12 protein-coding genes and 3 pseudogenes are annotated in these 21,834 nt (G+C 71.9%); 8 read left to right on the plus strand and 7 right to left on the minus strand.

The window, feature by feature from the left end:
• Nucleotides 1-2 precede the first annotated feature (2 nt).
• Nucleotides 3-2,699, minus strand: a complete 2,697-nt coding sequence (locus tag L3078_RS05915; RefSeq protein WP_239760229.1) for a winged helix-turn-helix domain-containing protein — start codon at nt 2,697-2,699, stop codon at nt 3-5.
• A 163-nt stretch (nt 2,700-2,862) separates the two neighbouring features.
• Here L3078_RS05915 and L3078_RS05920 point away from each other — a divergent pair.
• Nucleotides 2,863-3,345 (plus strand): annotated as a pseudogene (locus L3078_RS05920) (amidohydrolase family protein); the annotation flags it as partial.
• A 28-nt stretch (nt 3,346-3,373) separates the two neighbouring features.
• On the opposite strand, the pseudogene L3078_RS44905 reads toward L3078_RS05920, so the two are convergent.
• Nucleotides 3,374-3,478 (minus strand): annotated as a pseudogene (locus L3078_RS44905) (4-hydroxy-2-oxovalerate aldolase); the annotation flags it as partial.
• Here L3078_RS44905 and L3078_RS05925 point away from each other — a divergent pair.
• The 5 genes and pseudogenes from L3078_RS05925 to L3078_RS05945 form a co-directional block, all read left to right on the plus strand.
• Nucleotides 3,477-3,617 (plus strand): annotated as a pseudogene (locus tag L3078_RS05925) (alcohol dehydrogenase); the annotation flags it as partial. The pseudogenes L3078_RS44905 and L3078_RS05925 overlap by 2 nt on opposite strands.
• Before the next feature lie 86 nt (nt 3,618-3,703).
• Nucleotides 3,704-4,837 (plus strand): PP2C family protein-serine/threonine phosphatase, encoded by a 1,134-nt coding sequence (locus L3078_RS05930; RefSeq protein ID WP_239751530.1) that lies wholly within the window; start codon nt 3,704-3,706, stop codon nt 4,835-4,837.
• 208 nt (nt 4,838-5,045) lie between these two features.
• Nucleotides 5,046-8,336, plus strand: coding sequence for a discoidin domain-containing protein (locus tag L3078_RS05935; protein WP_239751532.1), 3,291 nt, complete (start codon nt 5,046-5,048; stop codon nt 8,334-8,336).
• Nucleotides 8,333-9,832, plus strand: a complete 1,500-nt coding sequence (locus L3078_RS05940) for a family 43 glycosylhydrolase (RefSeq protein WP_239751535.1) — start codon at nt 8,333-8,335, stop codon at nt 9,830-9,832. Before L3078_RS05935 ends, L3078_RS05940 begins: the two co-directional genes overlap by 4 nt.
• A 44-nt stretch (nt 9,833-9,876) precedes the next feature.
• Nucleotides 9,877-10,751, plus strand: a protein-coding gene (locus L3078_RS05945) for an IS5 family transposase (RefSeq protein ID WP_275593127.1) whose coding sequence is annotated in 2 segments (ribosomal slippage) — nt 9,877-10,270 and nt 10,270-10,751 — 876 coding nt in all. Because the reading frame shifts where the segments join, the coding sequence is not laid out codon by codon here.
• Between the two features lie 21 nt (nt 10,752-10,772).
• Here L3078_RS05945 and L3078_RS05950 read toward each other — a convergent pair.
• Entirely contained in the window at nt 10,773-11,228 is a 456-nt protein-coding gene (locus tag L3078_RS05950; RefSeq protein ID WP_239751538.1) for a hypothetical protein, read from the minus strand.
• Between the two features lie 341 nt (nt 11,229-11,569).
• On the opposite strand from L3078_RS05950, the gene L3078_RS05955 reads away from it, so the two are divergent.
• Nucleotides 11,570-12,739, plus strand: a complete 1,170-nt coding sequence (locus L3078_RS05955) for a macro domain-containing protein (protein ID WP_239751540.1) — start codon at nt 11,570-11,572, stop codon at nt 12,737-12,739.
• Between the two features lie 254 nt (nt 12,740-12,993).
• On the opposite strand, the gene L3078_RS05960 is transcribed toward L3078_RS05955, so the two are convergent.
• A complete protein-coding gene (locus L3078_RS05960) occupies nt 12,994-13,677 on the minus strand; it encodes an RES family NAD+ phosphorylase (RefSeq protein ID WP_239751542.1) in 684 nt (227 codons plus the stop codon).
• Between the two features lies 1 nt (nt 13,678).
• On the minus strand, nt 13,679-14,422 hold the full coding sequence (locus tag L3078_RS05965; RefSeq protein ID WP_239751545.1) for a DUF3168 domain-containing protein: 744 nt from the start codon (nt 14,420-14,422) through the stop codon (nt 13,679-13,681).
• A 164-nt stretch (nt 14,423-14,586) separates the two neighbouring features.
• Here L3078_RS05965 and L3078_RS05970 point away from each other — a divergent pair, with 164 nt between their 5' ends.
• Nucleotides 14,587-19,647, plus strand: a complete 5,061-nt coding sequence (locus L3078_RS05970; RefSeq protein ID WP_239751547.1) for a CHAT domain-containing protein — start codon at nt 14,587-14,589, stop codon at nt 19,645-19,647.
• Between the two features lie 9 nt (nt 19,648-19,656).
• Here the strand turns inward: L3078_RS05970 and L3078_RS05975 are convergent, their stop codons facing one another.
• Together L3078_RS05975 and L3078_RS05980 are read right to left on the minus strand one after the other, a co-directional pair.
• Complete coding sequence (locus tag L3078_RS05975) at nt 19,657-20,244, minus strand: hypothetical protein (protein WP_239751549.1); 588 nt, start codon at nt 20,242-20,244, stop codon at nt 19,657-19,659.
• Between the two features lie 17 nt (nt 20,245-20,261).
• Entirely contained in the window at nt 20,262-21,830 is a 1,569-nt protein-coding gene (locus L3078_RS05980) for an AAA family ATPase (RefSeq protein WP_239751552.1), read from the minus strand.
• Between the last annotated feature and the right edge of the window lie 4 nt (nt 21,831-21,834).

Genomic DNA, 21,834 nt, shown 5'->3' on the forward strand with positions numbered 1-21,834 from the left:
CGTCAGAGCAGACGCAGCTCGCGGGCACGGCGTACGGCGTCGTTGCGCCGGTTGACCGCGAGCTTGCGGAAGACGCTCTTGAGGTGGGTCTTGACGGTGTTGACCGACAGGCACAGATCGGCGGCGATCTCCTCGGTGGACATCATCCGGTCCAGACGCCGCAGCACATCGCGTTCGCGGCCGCTCAGCTCCTCCACCACCGGCGGCCGGTCCTCGGGCCGGGACGGCCCGGTGCGCGCGGGCGGCCCGGCGGGTTCGGGGGTGAGCCAGCCGGCCGCGAGGCCCCGCAGCGGGGCGGTGTCGAGCACGGGTCGGAGCCATCCGCCGGCCTCGGCGAAGGGCCGGCGCAGCCGCTCGCGCCGGGCCTCGTGCAGCGCCTGGGCGACGAGCCTGCGCACGGCGGCCGGGTCGCCCATCGCGTGCGCGGCCTCCGCACGGACCAGCAGGGCCCGTACGGTCACCGCGGGACCGGTGGGGCTCTCGGGGCGCAGCCCGTCCAGCAGTTCGAGCGCCGCGAGGGGTGTGCCCGCGGCCAGGCGGGCGCGTGCCTCGCCCACCGCGCAGACCGGCTGGTGACCGGGCACGGCGTGCAGCAGTTCGGCGGCGGCCTCGGGGCGGCCCCGGGCCAGGTGGGCGGCGGAGGCGACCAGGGCCGTGTGGCCCTGCGCCCAGGGCGAGGCGACATCGGCGGTCACGCCCGGTTCGGCCGCCGCCAGGGCGGCTCTGGTGTCGCCGCGGGCCAGCAGCAGCCGGGCCGTGGCGAGGGCCCGGCCGGCCTCGGTCACCGGGTCCCGCATCGCGGGCCGGGCCTCGGCCGCCGCGTCGAGGTGGGCGCGGGCCAGCCGCAGCTCGCCCCGGTCGACGGCCACGGCCGCGAGGACCAGGCGTGCGACACCGAAGCCGGAGGGCTGCGGCAGGCTGTACCGCTCGGAGACGGTCAGCGCCGCCGTGGCCTTGCGTTCGGCCCTGCCGAGCCAGCCGTCGAGGTAGTCGATGAGGGCCAGTCGGCCGAGGGAGTCCTCGCGGGGGAGCGCGGTCGACACGCCCTCGGTGCCCTCGGCGACCAGGGACAGGGCGGCACGCGCCTCCTCCAGGTGCCCGGCCCACAGCCGGGTGGAGCCCAGATGGGCCAGGAGCAGGGCGGTGAGTTCGGGGTGCCGGTCCAGGAGGTCGGCGGGGACCTGGTCGCGCAGCCGCTCGGCGGTTCCGGCGGCCTGTTCCGCCCGGTCCGGCGAGCCGGTCAGCCGGGCCGCCAGCGTCTCCAGCAGCAGAGCGCTCAGCCGGGCCGCCGCCGGGCCTGGTTCGTCCCGGGCCTCGGCCCGGTCCTCCTCCCCCGCCAGGCTCCGCTCCGCGTGCCGCAGATGGGTCAGGCCCCGGTCGAGTTCGCAGCGGGAGAGCTCACGGGCCGCCCGTACGAGGTCCGTGGCGGGGCTGGTGGCCTCGGGGTCCATCCGGGAGAACAGGTCGGTGAGGTCGTCGGAGCGCAGGCCGGTGAAGAGCTGGCCGATGGCGAGGTCGTCGACGAGGGCGCCGGCGGTGAACTCCCAGTCGCCGGCGGCGGCGCCGTGGCCGAGCGCCTCCGCGAGCATTCCCGAGCGGCGCAGCCACTGTGCGGCGCGGCGGTGGAGTTCGGGTTCCAGGCCGGGGCGGCGCATCCGCAGATGGGCGCGGAGGATCTCCCCGAAGAGGGGGTGCAGGCGGTACCAGGCGTGCCCGAGGTCCTCGACGAACGCGTTCCCCCGGTGCAGGGCGGTCAGGATGGCCTCGGCGTCGGCGCGTCCGGTGAGGGCGTCGGCCAGTTCGGGGCGGAACCGTTCCAGGACGCTGACCCGCAGGAGGAGGTCCTGTGTCTCGGGGGTCTGGCGTTCCAGGACCTCCGCGAGGAGGAAGTCGGCGACCGCCGTGCGTTCGGCCTCGAACCGTTTGAGATACGTCTCCGGGTCCGGGGTCTCGCGCGCGGCCAGGGCGCACAGCCGCAGACCGGCCGCCCACCCCCGGGTGCGCTCGACCAGCGCTTGCGCGACGGGCACCGGGAGCCGTAGGCCGTGCAGGTCCAGCAGGACGGCCGCCTCCTCGGGGGTGAAGGCGAGCTCGGCGTTCCTGATCTCCGTGATGTCGCCGGCGGTCCGGTGGCGGTGCAGCGGCAGCAGGGGTTCGGTGCGGGTGACGAGGATCAGGCGGACACCGGACGCGGCGTGGTGCAGGACGAACTCCAGTTGGTCCGCGATCTCCGGGTCGGTGACCCGGTCGTACTCGTCGAGCACCACGATCACGGGCCGTTCCAGGGCGCCCAGTTCGGTGGCGAGCCGGGTCAGCAGGGTGCGGTCCACGCGGCCGGCGTCGGCCGGGCAGCCGATCCCGGGCGGCAGGGGCACGTCGGCGGCGCGCAGGGCCTGGAGGAGGTAGGCCCAGAACATGCCGGGGCCCTGGTCGCCGGCCTCGGTGGTGAGCCAGGCGACCGGCCGGTCCCGCCGCGACGCCCAGTCGGCGACCAGCAGCGTCTTGCCGGCGCCGGCGGCTCCGTTGACCACGGTCAACGGCGTGTCCAGGGCCTGGTCGAGGTGGTCGAGCAGACGCCGGCGCCGCAGGAACGTGGCGGGCCGGGCCGGTACGGCGAGCCGGGTGGGCAGGAACGGGTCGCCCTGGGGATCGGCACCGGGGACGGCCGACCCCGCGACTCTCTCCCCGGACCTCACCATGGCTTCACCACCATCGTCGTCGGACATCGAGCAGCGCTCCTGGTCCCCGTACAGGATCCCAGCGTTCCCCCGGCCCCGCGCGCCGCGCAGCCGCGGAGGGGTCACCGACGCGTCGGTGACCTTCCCACCACCACTGCTGTAGCGGCTCGCACAGGAGGCAGTCATGACCCACATCGCCGGTCGGATCGATGTCCATCAGCACGCCGTGCCGCCCTTCTACCGGGACCTCCTCACCAAGGCGGGCATCGCGGAGGCGGGTGGGCGGGCGCTGCCGGACTGGAGCCCCGAGAGCGCCCTGGAGCTGATGGCCCTGCTCGGCACCGACCAGGCCGTCCTGTCCGTCTCCACCCCCGGCACGGGGTTCCTCGCCGACCCGGGGGAGGCACTCGCCCTCGCCCGGCGCCTCAACGACCACGGCGCGTCCCTGGCCGCCGACCATCCGGGCCGTTTCGGCTCCTTCGCCACCCTGCCGATACCCGATCCGGCCGCCTCCGCCGCCGAGGCCGTCCGCGCGCTGGACGAACTGGCTGCCGACGGGGTCACGCTGCCGGCCAACAACCGGGGCACCTACCTCGGCGCGCCGGGGCAGGACCCGCTGTGGCGCGTCCTCGACGACCGCGCGGCCGTCGTGTTCGTCCACCCCGCCGAGCTGCCGGCGCCGCCCCGTCCCGGGCGGCATCGCGCATGGCACCCACGACGGCCTCGATCCACTCCCGGTCGGTGTGGGCGCCGACGCCGTAGGTGATGCTGGAGCCGGCCAGTCCGTCGCCGTGGGCGATCCGCGCGTACGCCTCCGGCGCGATCGACCCCCGTCCGCTCGTCGCCGCCTCGGTTTCCCTCGACGAGGTCGGCCCGGTGCTCGCCGGTGGACGCCCGGCGGGTGCCGGGGCCGGGCCGACGGTCCCTGTCGATCCCCGGCTCCGGCCGCTTCGGCGGGGCGGTTCCCGCCCGTGGGAGGACCCGGCTTACCGTACGGGGAGATCACGATCTGCCCGGGAGTCCGCATGGCCGGTAGCCGCCGGAAGAGACCTGTCGAGCCCGTCGACGCCTTCGAGGCCATCGAGCCGCCGCGCAACGCCGAGATGGTCCTCGGTGTGCTGGCGGTCACCGCCGCGGTGGAGGCGCTCGGGGTGCTGTCCGGGTCCGAGGTGTGGCTGCTGGGGCTGCTGGTGTTCCTGCCGGGCACGGCGTCGGCACTGTGCACGGTCCGGCAGACGGCGTTCGTCGCCGCGTGGACCACGCTCGTGGTCACCACCACGGCGGTGGTGCGCAACGTCGACGCCGACCGGTGGCTCGACCGGCTCCTCCTGGTGCTGCTCACCCTCGCCCTGGGCACGGCGTCGGTGTACGCCTGCCACCGGCGGATCCGGCGCGAGCACGAGATGTTCCGGCTGCGTTCCACGGCCGTGGCCATGCAACGGCACATCCTGCACCCGCTCCCGCTGCTCACCGACGACGTCCTGGTCAACGGCGTCTACGAGCCCCTTCAGGAGGACCGGCTGGTCGGCGGGGACATCTACGACGTCGTCGCCTCGCCCTGGGGGACGCGGGTGCTGATCGGGGACGTCCAGGGCAAGGGACTGGCCGCCGTGGGCGCCGCGTTCGCCGTCATCGGCACCTTCCGCGAGGCCGCCCACCGCGAGCCCACGCTCACCGCCCTGGTCGACGCCCTCGACGCGGCGGTCGTCCGGCACAACTCCTACGCCGAGAACACCGGCGACGACGAGCGCTTCGTCACCGCCCTGGTGGTCGGCATCGACGCGCACGGCGAGGAGGTGCAGGCCGTCAACTGCGGGCACGTCCCGCCGCACGTGCTGCACGAGGGCACGGTCACGACAGCCGCACTGGACTCCGGGGTCCCGCTCGGCCTCGCCGAACTGGCCCTCGAACCCACGATCGTGGGCTGGTTCGCTTTCCCGGAGGGCGCGACGCTGCTGCTGAGCACCGACGGCCTCACCGAGACCCGGGCCGCCGACGGCACGTTCTACCCGGTCGACGAACGCCTCTCCGAGCACCTCGACGTCTCCCCCACCGAGCTGCCCCGAGCCCTGTACGAGGACGCCCGCGCGTACGCGGGCAGCGGCGGACGGCACGACGACGTGGCCGTCCTGACGGTCCGCCGGTCACCACGCCACTGAACCGGGACCGAAAAGGGTTTCCGCAGCAGGGAACAGGGACGCGGGTGACAGCTGCGTGTCCTGAACCGCCCGCCCCGTGAACTCGCCTCTCTCCCACCTCCCTTGACACTTCAACAGCCCGCTCCTACGTTGCGAAAACCTTTCAGGTCGATTTTCCGCACTCCCCGGTTCACGCGCACGTGTCGTCAACGGGACAGGGAGCCTGTCGATGAGAAGACCGCACGTCCTCCTGGTACGACGCCGGCGCACGAGGTGTCTCCTCGCGGCCCTGGCCCTCAGCGCATGTTCCGTCGTCGCCGCTCCCCCGGCCGCGGCGGCGCAGACCATCGGGTTCCCCACCTTCGGCGGGCCCGCGATCCCGGCCCCACCGGTCGCCCACACCCCCGGCGACATGATGAAGGCGGTCTACGACGCGGAGAGTTCGGGCACCGACTTCTGGATGGACCGGTTGCTCGCCCGCTCCGGCAACGACCCGGCCGGGCCCTGGCTGATGAGCCGAGGCCGGGCCCTCTTCATGAAGGAGCACAACCCCGCCCAGCTCGGTTTCGGCGGCAAGTCCGCCTACTGGGAGAGCATCAGCGACAACAACGCCTACACCGTGGCGATCACCCCGGGCACCTTCACGGAGCAGGTCGCCCAGCGGCGGCAGACCCCCAGCCACTGGAAGAGCGTCCACACCAACGGCTCGATCACCGTCGACCAGACGAAGTTCATCACCGACAACAACGTCGCCGTGACCAACCTGTCCATCAGGAACAACGGTTCGGCGTCGACGACGCTCCAGCTCCGGGCGACCTCGCCGTACACCACCTCCGGCAGCGGCAGCGAGCTGACCGGCCAGGTCAACGCCCACAACAACCTGACCACTCTCCGCCCGCGCCTCACCGGCGACGGATTCGCCGTATCCAACGCGGGCCTGAACCGGTCGGTGACGATCGCCGCCGGGGCCACGGTGACCGCCAAGGTGGTGATGGGCTTCGTCACCGACGAGATACCGCAGTCGCTGACCGAGTACAACGCCTACGCCGGGTACTCGCCCGCGACCGCGTTCGCCACCCACGTCAAGGCCTACAACCTGTGGTGGGCGCAGAACGTGCCCTACATCGACGTGCCCGAGCCGGCGATCAAGAAGAACATCTACTACCGCTGGTGGCTGATGCGCTTCAACAGCCTCGACGCGGACATCCCCGGGCAGACCTTCCAGTTCCCGACCTCGACCGAGGGCGTCCTCGGCTACAACAACGCCATCGCGCTCACCCAGCCGATGCACATCGACGACCTCAAGTACCTGCGCAACCCCGCCTATGCGTACGGGGACTGGCTGAGCGTGGGCCAGACGTCGAAGGGCGGCCGCTTCCTCGACAATCCCGGCGATCCGGAGAACTGGTCCAACAGCTACACGCAGTACATCGCCGAGGCCGCGTGGAAGAGCTACCAGATACACGGCGGGCAGCCCGCCATCGCCGGCAGCCTCGCCCGGTACGCCGAGGGCGACGTGAAGGGGCAGCTCGCGCACTACGACCATGACGACAACAAGCTCATCGAGTACGACTGGGGCGCCCTGACCGGCAACGACGCCGACGCCGTCTCCTTCCACTGGAAACCCGGAAACATGGACCGCGCCGAGTCCGCCTACCAGTACAGCGGCGCGCTCGCCGCCGCCCAGGCGTACGAGTCGATCGGGAACACGGCCAAGGCCACCGAGATGCGCACGCTCGCGAACCAGATCAAGGACGCGATCGTGAACGTGCTGTGGAACCCGAACCGGCAGCTGTTCGAGCACCGGCTCAAGTCGACGAACGAGTGGGTGCCCTGGAAGGAGATCAACAACTACTACCCGTTCTCCGTCGGCGCGGTCCCCAACACCGCGACGTACCGGCAGGCGCTACGGCTCTACGACGACCCGGCGCAGTACCCCATCTTCCCCTTCTACACGGCCAACCAGGTCGACAAGAAGGCGGCGGCGGACGCCGGGGAGCCGGGCTCGAACAACTTCTCCACGATCAACTCGACCGTGCAGTTCCGGCTGTACTCGTCGGTGCTGCGCGACTACCCCAACTCCTGGATGAGCGCGACCGACTACAAGAAGCTCCTGTACTGGAACACCTGGGCACAGTACGTCGGCGGCAACACCCAGTGGCCCGACGCCAACGAGTTCTGGGCGGACTGGAACGGCAGCTCCATCAACTACCGCTCCTGGATCCACCACAACATCCTCGGCAGCAGCAACTGGACCGTCATCGAGGACGTCGCCGGGCTGCGGCCGCGCAACGACGCCAAGGTGGAGCTGTCCCCGATCGACATCGGCTGGAGCCACTTCACCGTCAACAACCTCCGCTACCGGGGCGCCGATCTGTCCATCGTCTGGGACGACCCGGCCGACGGCGTGGTGCGCTACCCCGGCATCCCCGAGGGCTACTCGGTCTACGTCAACGGCGACCGGGTCGCCACGGTCGACTCGCTGGTGCCCCTGACCTGGGACCCGGCCACCGGCGACGTCACCACCGGCGGCACGGTCACCCATCACACCGCCAAGTCCGGGCTGAAGGCGCCGAACCAGGTCGTGCAGAACAGCCCGCAGATGGTCGACATGCTCGCCAAGGCGGGCGTCGACCTGACCGCCGACCTCACCAACCTGGCCGCCGGCGCGACCGCCACCGCGTCCCACACCGGCTCGGGCAGCACGGTCGCCGGCGCGATCGACGGCTACCCCACCAACGAGCCCTTCTGGGGTGCGGGCGGCTCCGCCAACAGCCAGGACTGGTACGAGCTGAACTTCGGCACCACCCGCACGTTCAACGAGGTCCGCCTGCACTTCAAGGACAGCCGCCCGGCGAACACGACATACCGGGCTCCTTCCTCGTACACGATCCAGTACCACAACGGCAGTTCGTGGGTGGGCGTCCCCGAGCAGACGAAGAGCCCGACGGCGCCGCGCGCCAACTACAACCGGGTGCAGTTCCCGGGGGTCAGCGCCCAGCGGGTCCGGGTCCTCGCCACCAACGCCTCCGGCGCGAAGACGGGGCTCACCGAGGTCAAGGTGTTCAACCGGGGCGGGGTCCAGCCACCGGCCAACCAGGCGGCCTCGGCCACGGCGTCGGCGTCGTACACCTCGCCCTGGGAGAGCGTCACCGCCGTCAACGACGGGATCGACCCGCCGTCGTCCAACGACACCGTGAACCCGCGCTGGGGGACCTGGCCGGAGACGGGACAGCAGTGGGCCGAGCTGACCTGGCCGTCGGCGAAGACCCTGAACAGGGCGGAGGTGTACTTCTTCGACGACGACCAGGGCATCGACATGCCCGCCTCGTGGAAGCTCCAGTACTGGAACGGCGGCGCGTATGTGGATGTGCCGGGCGCCGGGACGTACGGGCTGGCGAAGAACCAGTACAACACCGTCTCCTTCGACGCCGTGAGCACCACCCGGCTGCGGGTGCTGCTCACCGGCAACGGCACCAACTCCGTCGGCCTCCTCGAAGCAAAGGTGTACGGACCGTGACCCGTTCCCGATCCCTCTTCGCACTGATCGCGTCGGTCGCGCTGGCGGTCGCCTTCCTGGTGGTGCCGCAGCCCGCGGCCGCCGCCGTCTCCTTCACCTCGACCGGGGTGAACCAGAACGGCGGCAACTGCCTCGACCTGCCAGGCAGTTCGACCACCAACGGGACACAGCTGCGGGCCTCCGCCTGCGCCGGCGGGGCGGACAACCAGAGCCTCTCCTTCACCCCGGTCACGGGAACGGCCGATGTCTACACGATCGCCACCCGGTCCGGGCAGTGCGTCGATGTGTACGGCGCCTCCACGGCGGACAACGCCGCGATCATCCAGTGGCCCTGTCACGGCGCGACCAACCAGCAGTGGCGGCTCACCCCCGTGTCGGTCTCCGGCACGGACAAGACCTTCAACGTGGTCTCCGTGGGCTCGGGCAAGTGCGTCACGCCGAGCGGTGGTTCGTCGGCCTCCGACACCGACCTGGTGCAGCTGCCGTGCGCCACGGCGAGCGGCAGGGTGTGGCGGCTGCCCGGCTTCACCGGCGGCGGCACCGCGCCGAAGACGTTCACCAACCCGCTGGTCCCGCGCGGTCCCGACCCGTGGCTGACGTACCACGACGGCTTCTACTACCTCGCCACCACGACCTGGAACTCGACGATCACCATGCGCAGGTCGAGCACGCTGGCCGGGCTCTCCACCGCGACGGAGCAGGTGATCTTCAATCTGAGCCGGCCCAACGGGGCCGGCACGATGTGGGCACCGGAGTTCCATCTCCTCGACGGGCCGAACGGCAAGCGCTGGTACTTCTACTACACGGCCGGCCGGGAGCCGTTCGACCTGGGCACCCAGCGGATCCACGTCCTGGAGAGCGCCGGGCTGGACCCGATGGGCCCCTACAGCTTCAAGGCCGACCTGCTCGACCCGACCCAGGACAACACGTGGGAGCTGGACCCCGGGATCCTGCGACTCGACGGGAAGCTGTACCTGTTGGGCACCTACTACAACGGCTCGCAGCCCATGTTCATCCGGCCCCTGTCGAACCCGTGGACCACGAGCGGCACCCGCCGGGTGCTGTCCACGCCGACGTACAGCTGGGAGACGGTGGGCGGCGCGGTCAACGAGGGCGCCGAGGTGTTGCAGCGGGGCGGCAGGACCTTCATCGTCTACTCGGCCAGCCACTGCTCCACACCCGACTACAAGCTGGGCATGCTCACGTACAACGGCGGCGACCCGCTGAACGCGTCCTCCTGGGTCAAGTCCCCCAACCCGGTGTTCCAGCGGTCCAACGCCAACGGGGTCTACGGGCCCGGCCACAACGGTTTCTTCAAGTCGCCCGACGGGACCGAGGACTGGATGGTCTACCACGCCAACAACTCCGCCTCCGGAGGCTGCGACATGAACCGGTCCACCCGGGCACAGAAGTTCACCTGGAACGCCGACGGCACCCCGAACTTCGGCACCCCGGTCGGCCTGGGCGTGACCCTGACGGCACCGTCGGGCGACTAGGGTCTGTTGCGAAAGTGGATCTTGTTCGTTGATGATCACGTCCTGTGGGACGTGGGGATCTGACGAACGGCCAGTGGGCCCGGCTGGAGTCGTTGTTGCCGCTGGGCATCAAGCCAGGTCGTCCGCAGGTGTGGACGCGGCGGCAGCTCATAGACGGCATACGGTGGCGGACCCGGACCGGCGCCCCCTGGCGCGACGTGCCGGAACGCTATGGACCGTGGGACCGGGTCTACGACCTGTTCCGGCGCTGGCAGCGGGACGGGACCTGGGCGAGGATCCTCGCCCAGCTTCAGGCCGAGGCGGACGCCAAGGGCCTGATCACCTGGGACGTGAACGTCGACTCCACCGTCTGCCGGGCCCACCAGCACGCCGCCGGAGCGGCGAAAAGGGGGATCTCCAGAAGGAACCGCCCGGCGGCGTCTTCGTCGAGCCGGCCGACCACGCACTCGGACGATCCCGAGGCGGACTGACTAGCAAGATCCACCTCGCGGTCGAGCAGGGGCAAAAGCCCTTGTCCGTCGTGATCACGGCCGGGCAGCGGGGCGATTCCCCGCAGTTCGAAGCGGTCCTGGAAGCCATCCGGGTCCCGAGGCTGGGGCTCGGCAGGCCGCGCAAGCGTCCCAACCGGGTCCGGGCCGACAAGGCGTACGACTCCCGCGGTAACCGCTCCTACCTGCGCAGACGCGGGATCAAGGCCACCATCCCGGTCCCGGCGGACCGTGTCCGCAACCGCCTCAAGCGCGGATCGCGCGGTGGGCGGCCGCCGACGTTCGACAAGGACGACTACAAGCAGCGGCACGCTGTCGAGTGCGGGATCAACCGTCTCAAGCGCCACCGGGCCGTCGCCACTCGTTACGACAAACTCGCCGTCCGCTTCGAAGCGACCGTGCTGGTCGCAGCCATTAACGAGTGGCTGTGACCAGCACTTTCGCAGCAGGCCCTAGGCGGGAAGGACGTACGCGGCAACGCCTTCTCCTTGGTAGCCGAGGTTGTTCACGGCGTTGTCTCGCTCGGTGACGCTGGTGGTGTAGAAGTGATCGATGAGGGTCGGCTGGTACAGCCGGTGGAATGGGACCGCGCCATCATGCTCCGACGGATAGACGTAGCCCGCGATGCCCTCAAGGGCGTAGCCGAGGTTCTTCGCGGCGTTGTTCACCTCGTCGGTGCTGGTGGTGTAGAAGTGATCGCCTCCGCTTGCGCTGTAAAGCCGGTAGAAGGGCACGGTGCCCGGGTCCGGCAGCTTCAACACCTTCGCTGCGACGCCTTCGGGCGAGTAGCCGAGATTGTTGACCGCATTGTTGTGCTCGTGGACGTCGGCCGTGTAGAAGTGGTCGGTTTGTGCCGCGCTGTAGGACCGGTGGAGCGGGACGGCGTGTGATGGCGAGTTCGAGAGCATGGCAGCCCTTCCGTACGGTGAAGCAGCGCACTGGAAACATAAAGTAATCATCCGGTCGCATTGCGCTGATAGGGCGTGCGGACTGGCGGCTGAGGCTGCAGGAGGCGCCTGGCCTCGGCTCGTGCGCGGGCGGCTACGTCCGCGAATATGGTGAAGATCGGCGCACCCACCCTTCTCTTTCCGTCCCGCCCCAAAGCGACCGTGCTGGTCGCAGCCATTAACGAGTGGCTGTGACCAGCACTTTCGCAACAGGCCCTAGCCGGATTCGAACGTCTGGACCCTTTTCTCCCGATCGTCCCAAACCGCTTGCCCGGCACGGGCACCCTGCCCATTCTTGAGCGGTGACCGATGAGCAGGAGCAGGCCGGCCCCGACGTCCCCACGGTGCCGCACAAGCTGGTCGACGAACTGGGCCGGGTCCGGGCACTGGGTCTGCTGCGGCTGCACGAGGCGAAGCTGGAGGCCCTGTACGCCTGCGTCGCGGCCAGGACGCCCGGTGCGGAGACATCCGCACCGGGCGTCCACGTGGCACCGGAGGCCGTCGAGCGACTGCTGCACACCGTGGTGCTGGGCCTCGACGGGGCTCTGCTGCGCGACGCGGCCCTGCACTCGTTCGGTTTCGCCCCCGGCACCCGCGACCTGTCGGGCAAGGAACGCCGGGAGCGGGCGGCGCACGTCTACCGGGTCGGCGCGGAACGGTTCCGCAAGCATCAGGAGAAGCTGATGCTCCAGCAGGTCGCGCGGGCGCTGCTGAACGGGGAGGGCCCCGACACCACGCCCCCGCCGGTTTCCCGGGAGGGTTCCTCCAGGGGTGCCTGCGCGGCGCCGCCCGTGGACGCCGTCGTTCCCGTCCGGGCGGGACGCCATGTGGTGCGGACCGCCTTCCCTCACGGGGACGTGCTGCTCACCGTGCATGTGGCGCCCATCGAACTCGTCACCGGCGTGGACGTCCTGGTCTCCTCGGAGAACATCTACTTCGAGATGTCCAAGACGTTCCGCCGCACGGTCTCCGGCAGTCTGCGGCGGGCCGGTGCCGCCAAGGACTCCGTCGGCCGCATCACGGACGACGTGATAGCCCGGCAACTCGCGGCCTGGATGCGGAAGTTCGGGGTTCCCGGGTTACCCGTGGCGGCGGGCACGGTGGCCGTCACCTCACCGGGGGCCCTGGCGGCGCAGGGGGTGCGGCGGATCCTCCACGCCGCGGTCGCCACGCCCTCGGCGACGGGCGACGGCTACGAGACCGCGCCCGATGCCGTCGCGGTGGCCGTACGGCGCGTGTTCGAGCTGGCGGCGGCGGAACGCCGTGCGGGCCGGGTCCCGCTGAGGTCCGTCGCCCTGCCCCTGCTCGGGGCCGGCCGGGGCGGGCTCGACGCGCGGACCAGCGCCGAGACCGTCGTCGGAACGCTGGAGCAGGTGCTCAAGGCCGATCCCGACTGGTCGGTGCACCTGGTGACGCGCAATCCGGTGAGCGCCCGTGCGGTGTTCGACGTGCTGAGCGACAGGCGTCCCTGAATCACGAGGGAGCACGGTATTCGAATCCTCTCGCCCGGGAATCTCGAATACCGTGCTCTATTCCTGCCGCATTCCCCCGACTTTCCCCCGTCATTCCCCGTGTTCTCACTGCGGCCTTTCGATCAGAAGTATGCACGGGTGCCACGGGTGCCGGAACCCCCTTCGGCCGATCCTCCGGGGAAATCCGGAAAGCTACCGGTTCCCGCCCGGAAAGCGCCCGGGCGGGGGCGTACGGGGCCGGGGCGGGGCGGGTGTCAGGAGCCGATGCCCGGCGCGGGGTCGACCGTCCCGATCTCGACCCGGTAGTCCTCCAAGGTCGCGGCCAGCCACCGCAGGCCGTCCTCGTCGTCGAGGACCCTCGGCGGCTCGTCCGTCTCCGTCAGCAGGTCGTTCTCGGCGGCGGCACCGAAGAGGACCAGGGACTCGTTGGGGCCGTCCAGCCGCGACCGCCAGACGAAGCCGTCCGCCCAGTCCGCCTCGGCGCGCAGCCAGTGCCCCCAGCGCCGGGTGAACGCGTACTCCGTGGGCTCGGACTCCACCAGCCACCAGTCGCTCTGCTGCACGGCGTTGAGGTGGACGATGCTGCACAGGGAGACCAGTTCGACGTCCCGGGTGAGCCGCACCTGGGACAGCAGCCTGCCCTCCAGTTCCTTCAGCGGCAGGACCCGGTGGTTGCCCTGCCCGTCGAAGCGCAGGGTGCGGACGAACCTCTCGATGATCGCCGTCTCGGGTTTGGGGGCCGCGTACAGGTACGCGTAGGAATCGTTCGGAGTGCTGTCGAAGCGACCGCCGCCGAAGTGGTGGTCCTGCGGCTCCGGATTGAAGTGGTGCGCCCGGCGGCGCCGCGAGTGCACCCGGTGGAAGACCTCGCCCGCCCGGCGGACCACCTTCCGCGCGTTCGCCGTGCCCTTCTCGGGCAGTTTCGCTCCACGAGCCATGTCAGTCGTCCTCCCCCACCACGCTCGCGGCGGCGAGCAGTTGATCGTCCAGCCCCGTGCCGAGCAGGGTCGCCGGCACGGCGTCCAGCCACGGATTGGGGCCCAGCCACCAGTCGGCCACCCCCCACGGGTCCGCCGCCGCCCCCAGCATCGCGTTGATGGCGAGCACCAGCGGTCGAGGGCGGCCCTCGGCGTCGAACTGGAACGCCGGCAGCTGCTCGGGCCCGGCGGACGCGCGCAGTCTGATCAGTCCGGGCTGGTCGGCCGCGACGCCGAAGAGTTCCGTCAGGTCCGTCTCCGTCAGGGCGGGCTCGGCCAGGAGCCGTTCACGCGCGGAGGTCCAGCGCACGGCGGGTGCCGGTGTGCCGACGTCTGCTCGCCCCCCGTCCATGCCACCACCCGGCACGCCAGGCGCTCCCGTCCTGCTCGGCGCTCCCGTCCCGCCCGGCACTCCTGTCCCGCCCGGTGCGAAGCGAGCCAGGAGCACGTCGTGCGGCGGCCGTCGGGCGAGCGAAGCAGAGGTGTAACGGCGGCTCACGGCCCGCCCTTCGTCCCCCGGCAGGGCCGCGCGCAGATGGGCGGCGAGGGCGCGGGTGATCCCCCGTAGCCGTTCCTCGCTGCCGCCCTCGGCGACGAGGTCCAGCAGGACGTCGAGTTGTTCCCGGTCCTCCGGGGAGAGTTTTTCCCGGATCGACTGTGGTTCCGACACGAGCGCGGCGATTAGTTGCTGCTCGTACTCGTCCATTCTTTCCCCTCCTGGAATCCGGAATCCGGATGCGGCCGTACGCTAGTGAGCTACGATCCGATTGGCAATTCGGGAGCCGTACGGGGAGCATTCCCCGAAACGGGCAGGGGGATTTCGTGTACACCGAGAATCAGGGAATCGATGATCACTCCGGGGATTCCGGGATGCCCGATCGTTTCGCTCGGATCGACCTCGTCGTCCAGCTCCTCGAAGCGGCCGAGGACGCCCTGGAGCAGGGGGACCGGGGAGACGTCGTGGACCTGCTCGACGAGGCCGAGTGGAACCTGACGCGGTTGTCCGGCTCCCCCACCGGCCCGGACGAACTCCGGCTGCTGCTCGGGATGTCCGCCGACGCGGCCCGGCTCCGCTACACGCACGGACAGGCACCCTCGGACCTGGACGACACGATCGCCCGCCTGGACCGCGCGCATTCCCTGGCCACCGAGGCGTACCACTCCACCGGGCCCGGCACCCCGCCCGACCACGGCGATCTGGTGCTCGTCCGCTGCGAACTCGCCCTCGACCTGGCGGAACGCTGGCGCACGAGCGAGGCCGGCCCCCGGCGGTCGGCCGACGCCGACCGGGTCGTCGACCTGCTCGGCCCGATCCTCGGCGGACCGGACGAGCGCCACGTACCGGCCGCCACCCTGTGCCGGGCGGTGCTGGGCCTGGTCCTGTCGGACCGCTGCCGCTGCCCCGAACACGCCACCCCGGAACGGCTCGCGGACCGCCGCGCCGCCGTCGTACACCTGAGGGCGGCGCACGCCTCCGACGACCTCGACCCGGACCTGCGCCCCACCGTGGCCTTCGACCTCGCGCTGCTGTCCTCGCTCGATCTGTACGACCGCTACGAACAGGAGGACCGCCCCGGACTCCGGTCCCCGGAGGCCGCCGCGGAGTTCGGTGCCGTACTGGACGTGCTGCGGCCCCTCGTGACGGACCCCGGCCCGGACGGAGCCGACGCGGCCGAGCTGGGCGCGGACGTGTGTGACGCGCTGATGCAGTACGACTCCGGGCAGCGGGCCCAGGCGATGGCCGTGAACTGGTACCGGACCGCCCTCACCCATCCCGCGCTGCCGCGTGAGGCGGCCCACCGGGTCGCCACGAACCTGGGGCTGGCCCTGGCGGACCGGTCCGAACGCAACCGCGAGGCCCAGCACCCCGACGACCCCGCCCCGGCCGACGACCGTGCCGAGGCAGAGACCCTGTGGGAAGAGGCGCTGACCCGGCTCCCGGAGGCCGGCGAGGAACGGGTGGCGTGTCTGGCGGCGATCGTCGACCTGCTCTGGATCGAGCTGTCGAACGGACTGCTGGACGGCGACGGCGTCGACCGTCTCGCCGCCCGCGCACGTGAACTCGCCTCCCTCATCGGGCCCGACGACACCGACCGGGCCGAACTCGTCCTCAAGACCGCGATCACCCTGAACCAGCGGGCGATCGACCGTGGCTCCCCGTACATGTACGACCTGTCCCACGGCGCGCTCCGGACCGGCACCGCCGACCCGGCCCTGTCACCGGCCCGTGCCGAGCCCCGCATGATGGCGGACCTCCGGGAGGCCATCGACCTGCTGCGCACGGCGACCGGTCTCTATCACCACGAGGACGAACTCCATCTGGGCGCCCAGTGCGTGCTGGGCGTCGCCCTGCTGCTGGACTTCGCCTGCACGCTGCCCGAGGTCCGGCACGCGTCCCTCCGCGACGCCCTGCGGATCCTGCGCGTGGTCCTCGAACGCGCCCCGGCCGACAGCCAGTTCCGTGACGAGGACCTCTACGGCTCCTTCCGCACCGCGATGGTCTACCGCGTCTGGTACACGGACCCGTTCACCGCGCCGCAGGACCCCGATCGACCGGTTCCCGACGTCAGCGGGTTCCCCACCGTCGAGGACGATCTGCAGCTGCTCGCCGGGCTGTTGGACCCCGCCGACGCGGAACAGGAGCCGTACTTCGTCTTCCTCTCCGTCATGGTGGGCATCCTGCGGTCACCCGGCGGGATGCCTGCGGCGGCGAACTGCCGTGCGTGGTCGGACCGGTTGCGGCGGTCCGCCCCGCTGCTGGAACCCGAGGCCTGGGGGATGAAGGCCATCATGCTGGCCATCGCCGGCACCCTGGGGCTCGTCCTCGACCGGACGGGAGAAGCCACCCTCACGGACCGGGCCACCACCACGGCGACCCTCCGTCAGGCCCGCGCCCTGCTCCCGCCGGGCTCCACGACACGCGGGCTGATCGACGAGGCGTTGCGCCAGGGCGCGGTCACCGACTTCCAGGCGCTGCTGCGTACGTTGTTCCCGGCGGCCGCGGGTCAGGAGCGGCCGGGCCGGCCGCCGGGGACCCGGCCGGAGAGCCCCGCGTCCCCACCTGGTCCCGCCCCGTCGGAGCCACAGAGCGACGAGGACGTGCTCACCCCGCCCCCGATCGACCCGGCCGCGACCGTGCTGCTCGGGGACGGCACACCGGACCCGTTCGCCCTTCCGTCGGGCCGGGTCGTCGAGATCCTGGCCGGCGACGACACCCCGGCGAGCGCGGCCGTGGCCGCCGCACGGGCCCTGACGCACTACCGCCGCTGGCTCCGGGAACGCGACGGCAAGGACCTGACGACGGCGATCACGCTCGTCAGGCAGGCACTCGCCACCTCGACCGCCACGGCACTGCCCGCGTCGACCACCACGGCACTCCCCGCCCCGGCCACCACGGCGCTCACCGACCGGTGTGCCGAGTTCCTGGCCGGTCTCCTCCTCGACCGGCACGTCCTGCTGGGCGACCACGCCGATCTGGACGCCGCCGTCCACGAGTACGACGTGCTGCTCGACCGCACGCCGGAGCACGTCGTCCGCCCGCCGCTGCACACCGTGTTGGCCGAGGCGGGCGACCCTCGGGTCCCGCCGCACCTCTTCCGCGCCCCGGAGCCGACGGGCCACGCCCCCTTCCGGGCCGAGCTGCTGGCCGCCGCGGGAACGGCGTGGCTGCTGCTCGCGCGTGCCCGCCGGCGCCCCTCCCCGAAGCTGGCGGCCGACGCCGTGCGGGCCTGGCAGGAGGCCGGGCGCACGCTGCCGCCGGACCATCCCCGGGTGCCGGCCGTCCGTACGGAACTGGCGGCGCACGCCCTGCGCGAGGCGCGCGAGGCGGGGGACGCCGAGGCCGTCGGGGCCGAAGTCGGCGCGCTCGTCGAGGCCGCGACGACCTGCCCGGCAGGGAGTCCGCACCGCCCCGCGCTGCGTCTGCGCGCGGCGGCGGCCCTGGCGCGGCACACGGTCGCCGAGGGGCGGCCGGCGGCGGTGCCCGGCCGGCTCGACGCTCTCGGTCAGGGCATCGCCCTGCTGAGGGGCGCGGCGGAGGAGGGCCCGCACGAGTTCCACGGGTCGCGCGGGCGGTGTCTGTACGGGCTGGGCACGCTGCTGCTCACCCGGTACCTGGAGTCGGGACGGCGCGAGGAGCTGGAGGAGGCGGTCGCCGTCCTGCGTGAGGCGTGGGTGGTGCTCAACGCGAGCCCGGGCGACCCCTTCGCCATCGCGTTGCTCCGGACCATCGCGCTCGCCCACCGCGCCTTCGGCCCGCAGGACGCCGAACACCGGCGGCAGGCCCGCGAGACGGGCAGATCGGCCCTGACCGCGTACGGCCGCTCCGTGCTGCTGCAGTCGGGCGCGGACTACGGGCTCGAAGCCGCGCGGGCCATCGCACCGGACATGCTGCGGCTGGTCCGCTGGAGCCTTGCCGACCAGCTGCCCGAGGCGGCGTTCGAGGCGCTCGAACTCGGCCGCGGGCTGGTGCTGAACGCGGCGACGATGAACGTCACCGTCCCCGATCTGCTGCGCGACGCCGGTCATGCCGAGCTGGCCGATGCCTGGGTACGGGCCGCCGACGACGGCGGCCGACTGAGCGAGGTGCCCGACGATCTGCGGCGCCGTGTGCTGGAGGCGCTGGCGGGCAGCGCCGCCGAGAAGCGGCTGCTGTCCGCGCCCTCGCCGGGGGTGCTGGGGCGCACGCTGCGCCGGCTGGGGACCGACGCGCTCGCCTATCTCGTGCCCGGCGAGGACGGGGCGGGCGGCCATGCGGTGATCGTGACGGCCACGGGTGCGGTCCGTTCGCTGCGACTGCCCGGGCTGACCTCGCTGTCCACCGGCCCGGTCGGCGCGTACGACGCCGCGCTGCAGGCCTTCCAGGAGGAGGGCCGTCGGGAACCGCCCGGCCCGCACGCCCCGCTGGTCATGCGCGAGCGCAGTCGGCGGGCTCTGCTTCTGCTGGAGGGGAGGTGGCGGTCGGCGCTGGAGCGGCTGTGCTCGTGGGCCGGTGAGGTCGCCATGGGGCCCCTCCTGGCGGCCGCCGAGTCCTGGTGGCCCGGCCGGGTTCCACGGATCGTCCTCGCGCCCGTGGGCCCGCTCGGCATCGTCCCCTGGCACGCGGCGCGCTGCCCGGTGCCCGCGCCGTCGGCGCCGGCCGGGCCGGAGGCCGCGAGGACCGATCACGCGTGCGCGCGGGCTGTCGTCTCGTACTGCGCCAGTGCCCGTCAGCTCATCGAGGTGGCCACCCGCCCCACGGCCGTCCTGGGCGAGGGTGCCGTGGCCGTCGTCGTGGACCCGGACGGCTCGCCCACCATGCACCGGGAGGCGACGCTCGTCGCCGCCCTCCATCCCCGGGTCACCGTGATCGGCGGGACGGGCGTCGCGGGCGCCGGCGGGGCGCTGCCGCCGGAGCCCCGGTCGCTCGAACCGTTCCTGCCCGGCCGGGGCACCTCGCCGACCGCGCTGCTGCACGTCAACTGTCACGCGGACACCGGCGCGACCTCCAACGACTCCGTCCTCAAACTGGACGCCACGCACACGGTCTCGGTGCAGGATCTGCTGACGGGCGCCGCGGGCCGCGATCCCGGGATGCCCGGTGGTACGGTCCTGCTCGCCAACTGCACGAGCGATCTGACCCTCAGCGACCACGACGAGGCCCTCACCCTGGCGACGGCCTTCCTCGGCGCGGGCGCCACGGCGGTCGTCGGCTCCCGCTGGGCCGTCGCGGACGACCCCCGGACCACGCTGCTGGTGCTCCTCGTCCACCACCACATGCGGCAGGGCACGCCGCCCCGGGACGCGCTGCGGGCGGCCCAGCTGTGGATGCTGGACCCCGGCCGCGTTCTGCCTCCCGAACTGGCCGGGTGCGAGGCGCTGTTGGAGGACACCTCGCACGGACCGCTGGACGAGTTGGAGATCTGGGCGTCGTTCACGCACCACGGGCAGTGAGGCGGGACGTCACGCGCCGACGTCGTCGACGCCCAGGTCCCGGCGCATCTCCTGGCGCATGTCCGCCAGCAGCGCCCACGCCTTGCGCACCTCCGGGTCGAACGCGTCCAGGGTCGCGGCGTCCACGGGCACGGCGGCGACGAGCTTGCGGAGCGTGCCGTATCCGCTGTTGAGCTGTCTGCTCGCGGCGCCCGCGGAGACCAGCACGGGGGTCGGCAGGATCAACTGCGCCTCGGCGTAGGCCTCGCGGTGGGCGACGCGGCGTTCGTCCAACCGGTCCGCGCAGTCGTCCACCCCGCTGTCGTCCCGCAGGGCGTGCCACAGGTTGACCTGGGCGGTCTGGTACTGCCGGGCGGCGGTGTTGAGGGCGACGCAACAGGCCCGCCGCAGTTCGTGCCGTTCACGTACCTGGGCCGCGGACAGCTCGGCCCGGCGCAGTCTTTCGGCGTGTTCGCGCTCCTCGCCCTGTTGCCGGGCCAGCGCCTGCAGTTCCAGGCGTTTGGTGCGGTCGGCCCTGCTCTGCGTCAGCAGCGCGGCGCCCAGTGTGCCCACGACGCCGACCGTGGCCACCGCCAGGGCCACCCACGCCTCCCCCATCTCGGGTGTCGCCCCTCTCAGGTGTCGCCGAGGACGACCACCCTGCGCGGGGTGCCCGCGCCGGGGGTGGTGGCGGCGAGGCCGGACCGTCCGGCGGGTACCGCGCGCTCCCGGCCCCAGGCGCGGATCTCCTCGATCTGTTCGGGGTTGCTGCGGCTGAGGGGGGCCGTGTTGGCGAACGTCTCCTCGACGAACGACGGGTCGAGCCGCTCCACCCCGCCGCCGAGCAGGACCTCGGCGCCGACGTCGTGGAGGGCGGACTCGATGTCGGAGCCCGCGAAGCCCTCGGAGAGCTCGACGAGCCGGTCGACCTGGTCCGGGTGGGGTTCGGCCTTGACGTAGCGCCGGTAGTAGAGGGTGATGATCTCCCTGCGGTCCTGGTCGTCCGGCAGGTCCACGAAGAACAGTTCGTCGAAGCGTCCCTTGCGCAGCAGTTCGGGCGGCAGGCTGCGGACGTCGTTGGCGGTGGCGACGACGAAGACCCGGGAGTCCGACTCCTGGAGCCAGAACAGGAACTGCCCGATGATGCGCTGCTGGACGCCGGAGCTGTCGTGGCTGCCGGCCAGCCCCTTCTCGATCTCGTCGATCCACAGGATGCAGGGGGCGACCCGGTCGGCGGCGTCCAGCGCCTCCCGCATCCGTCCCTCGGACTCGCCCAGGTAGCGGCCGTGGATGCTGGCCATGTCCAGCCGGTAGAGCGGCAGTCGCCACTGCTGGGCGATGGCCTTCGCCGACAGGGACTTGCCGCAGCCGGGGACACCGACGAGCAGGACACCGCGCGGCGGGCGCAGTTGGGTGCCGCGCAGGTCCGTGTGGATGAGCCGGTGTTTGCGGTCCAGCCAGCCGCGCAGGTTGGTGAGGCCGCCGACGGAGTAGTCGACGTCCTTGAGAGCAAGGCGTTCGAGTCCGGCGAGGTTGTTGAAGATGCGGTCCTTGGAGCTGGCGAGGGTCAGGACGTCGGCGGCCTCCACGGACCCCTTGGCGATGAGCGTGGCCATGAGGTTCACCGCCTCGCCCTCGGTGACTCCCTGGAGGAACTCGGCGGCCCTGCGGGCGTCGTGCTCGGTCCAGGCGATGGAGACCACGCCCCGGTGGTCGGTGAGGAACGCGCTGATGGTCGCGTACATCTCGTCGGCGTTCGGCAGGTCCAGCTGGAGGCTCATGCCGAGTCGTTGCAGACCGCTCCAGATCGGGTTGTCCGTGATGAGGACGACGCATCCGGCGTGGGTGTCGGCGATCCTCGCCAGTTCGGCGACGTTGCGGGTGAAGGGGGTGTCGGACTCCAGCTCCCCGGGGTCGACCAGGACGAGGGTGGCGTGGGGGCGGGCGGCGAACTGGGCGGCGGCGAAGTCCATGGCGCCGGTCAGCGAACGGTCGTCGAGGACGGCCGCTCCCGACCGCAGGTCGCGCAGTCCGGTGGCTCTGGTGTGGATCCAGAACTGCTGGTTGGCGCGCCGTGGTTGGGTCGCCACCTCTTTGAGCATGCGCAGGGCACGGGCCTGTTCGATGGTGCGCAGTCCGACGACGGGCACCCGCGCGGTGAGGTAGTGGTCCAGGTCACGCTTGCTGTCGGAGTAGTTCGACATGGTG

Source organism: Streptomyces deccanensis (assembly GCF_022385335.1).
Classification (GTDB): Bacteria; Actinomycetota; Actinomycetes; order Streptomycetales; family Streptomycetaceae; genus Streptomyces; species Streptomyces deccanensis.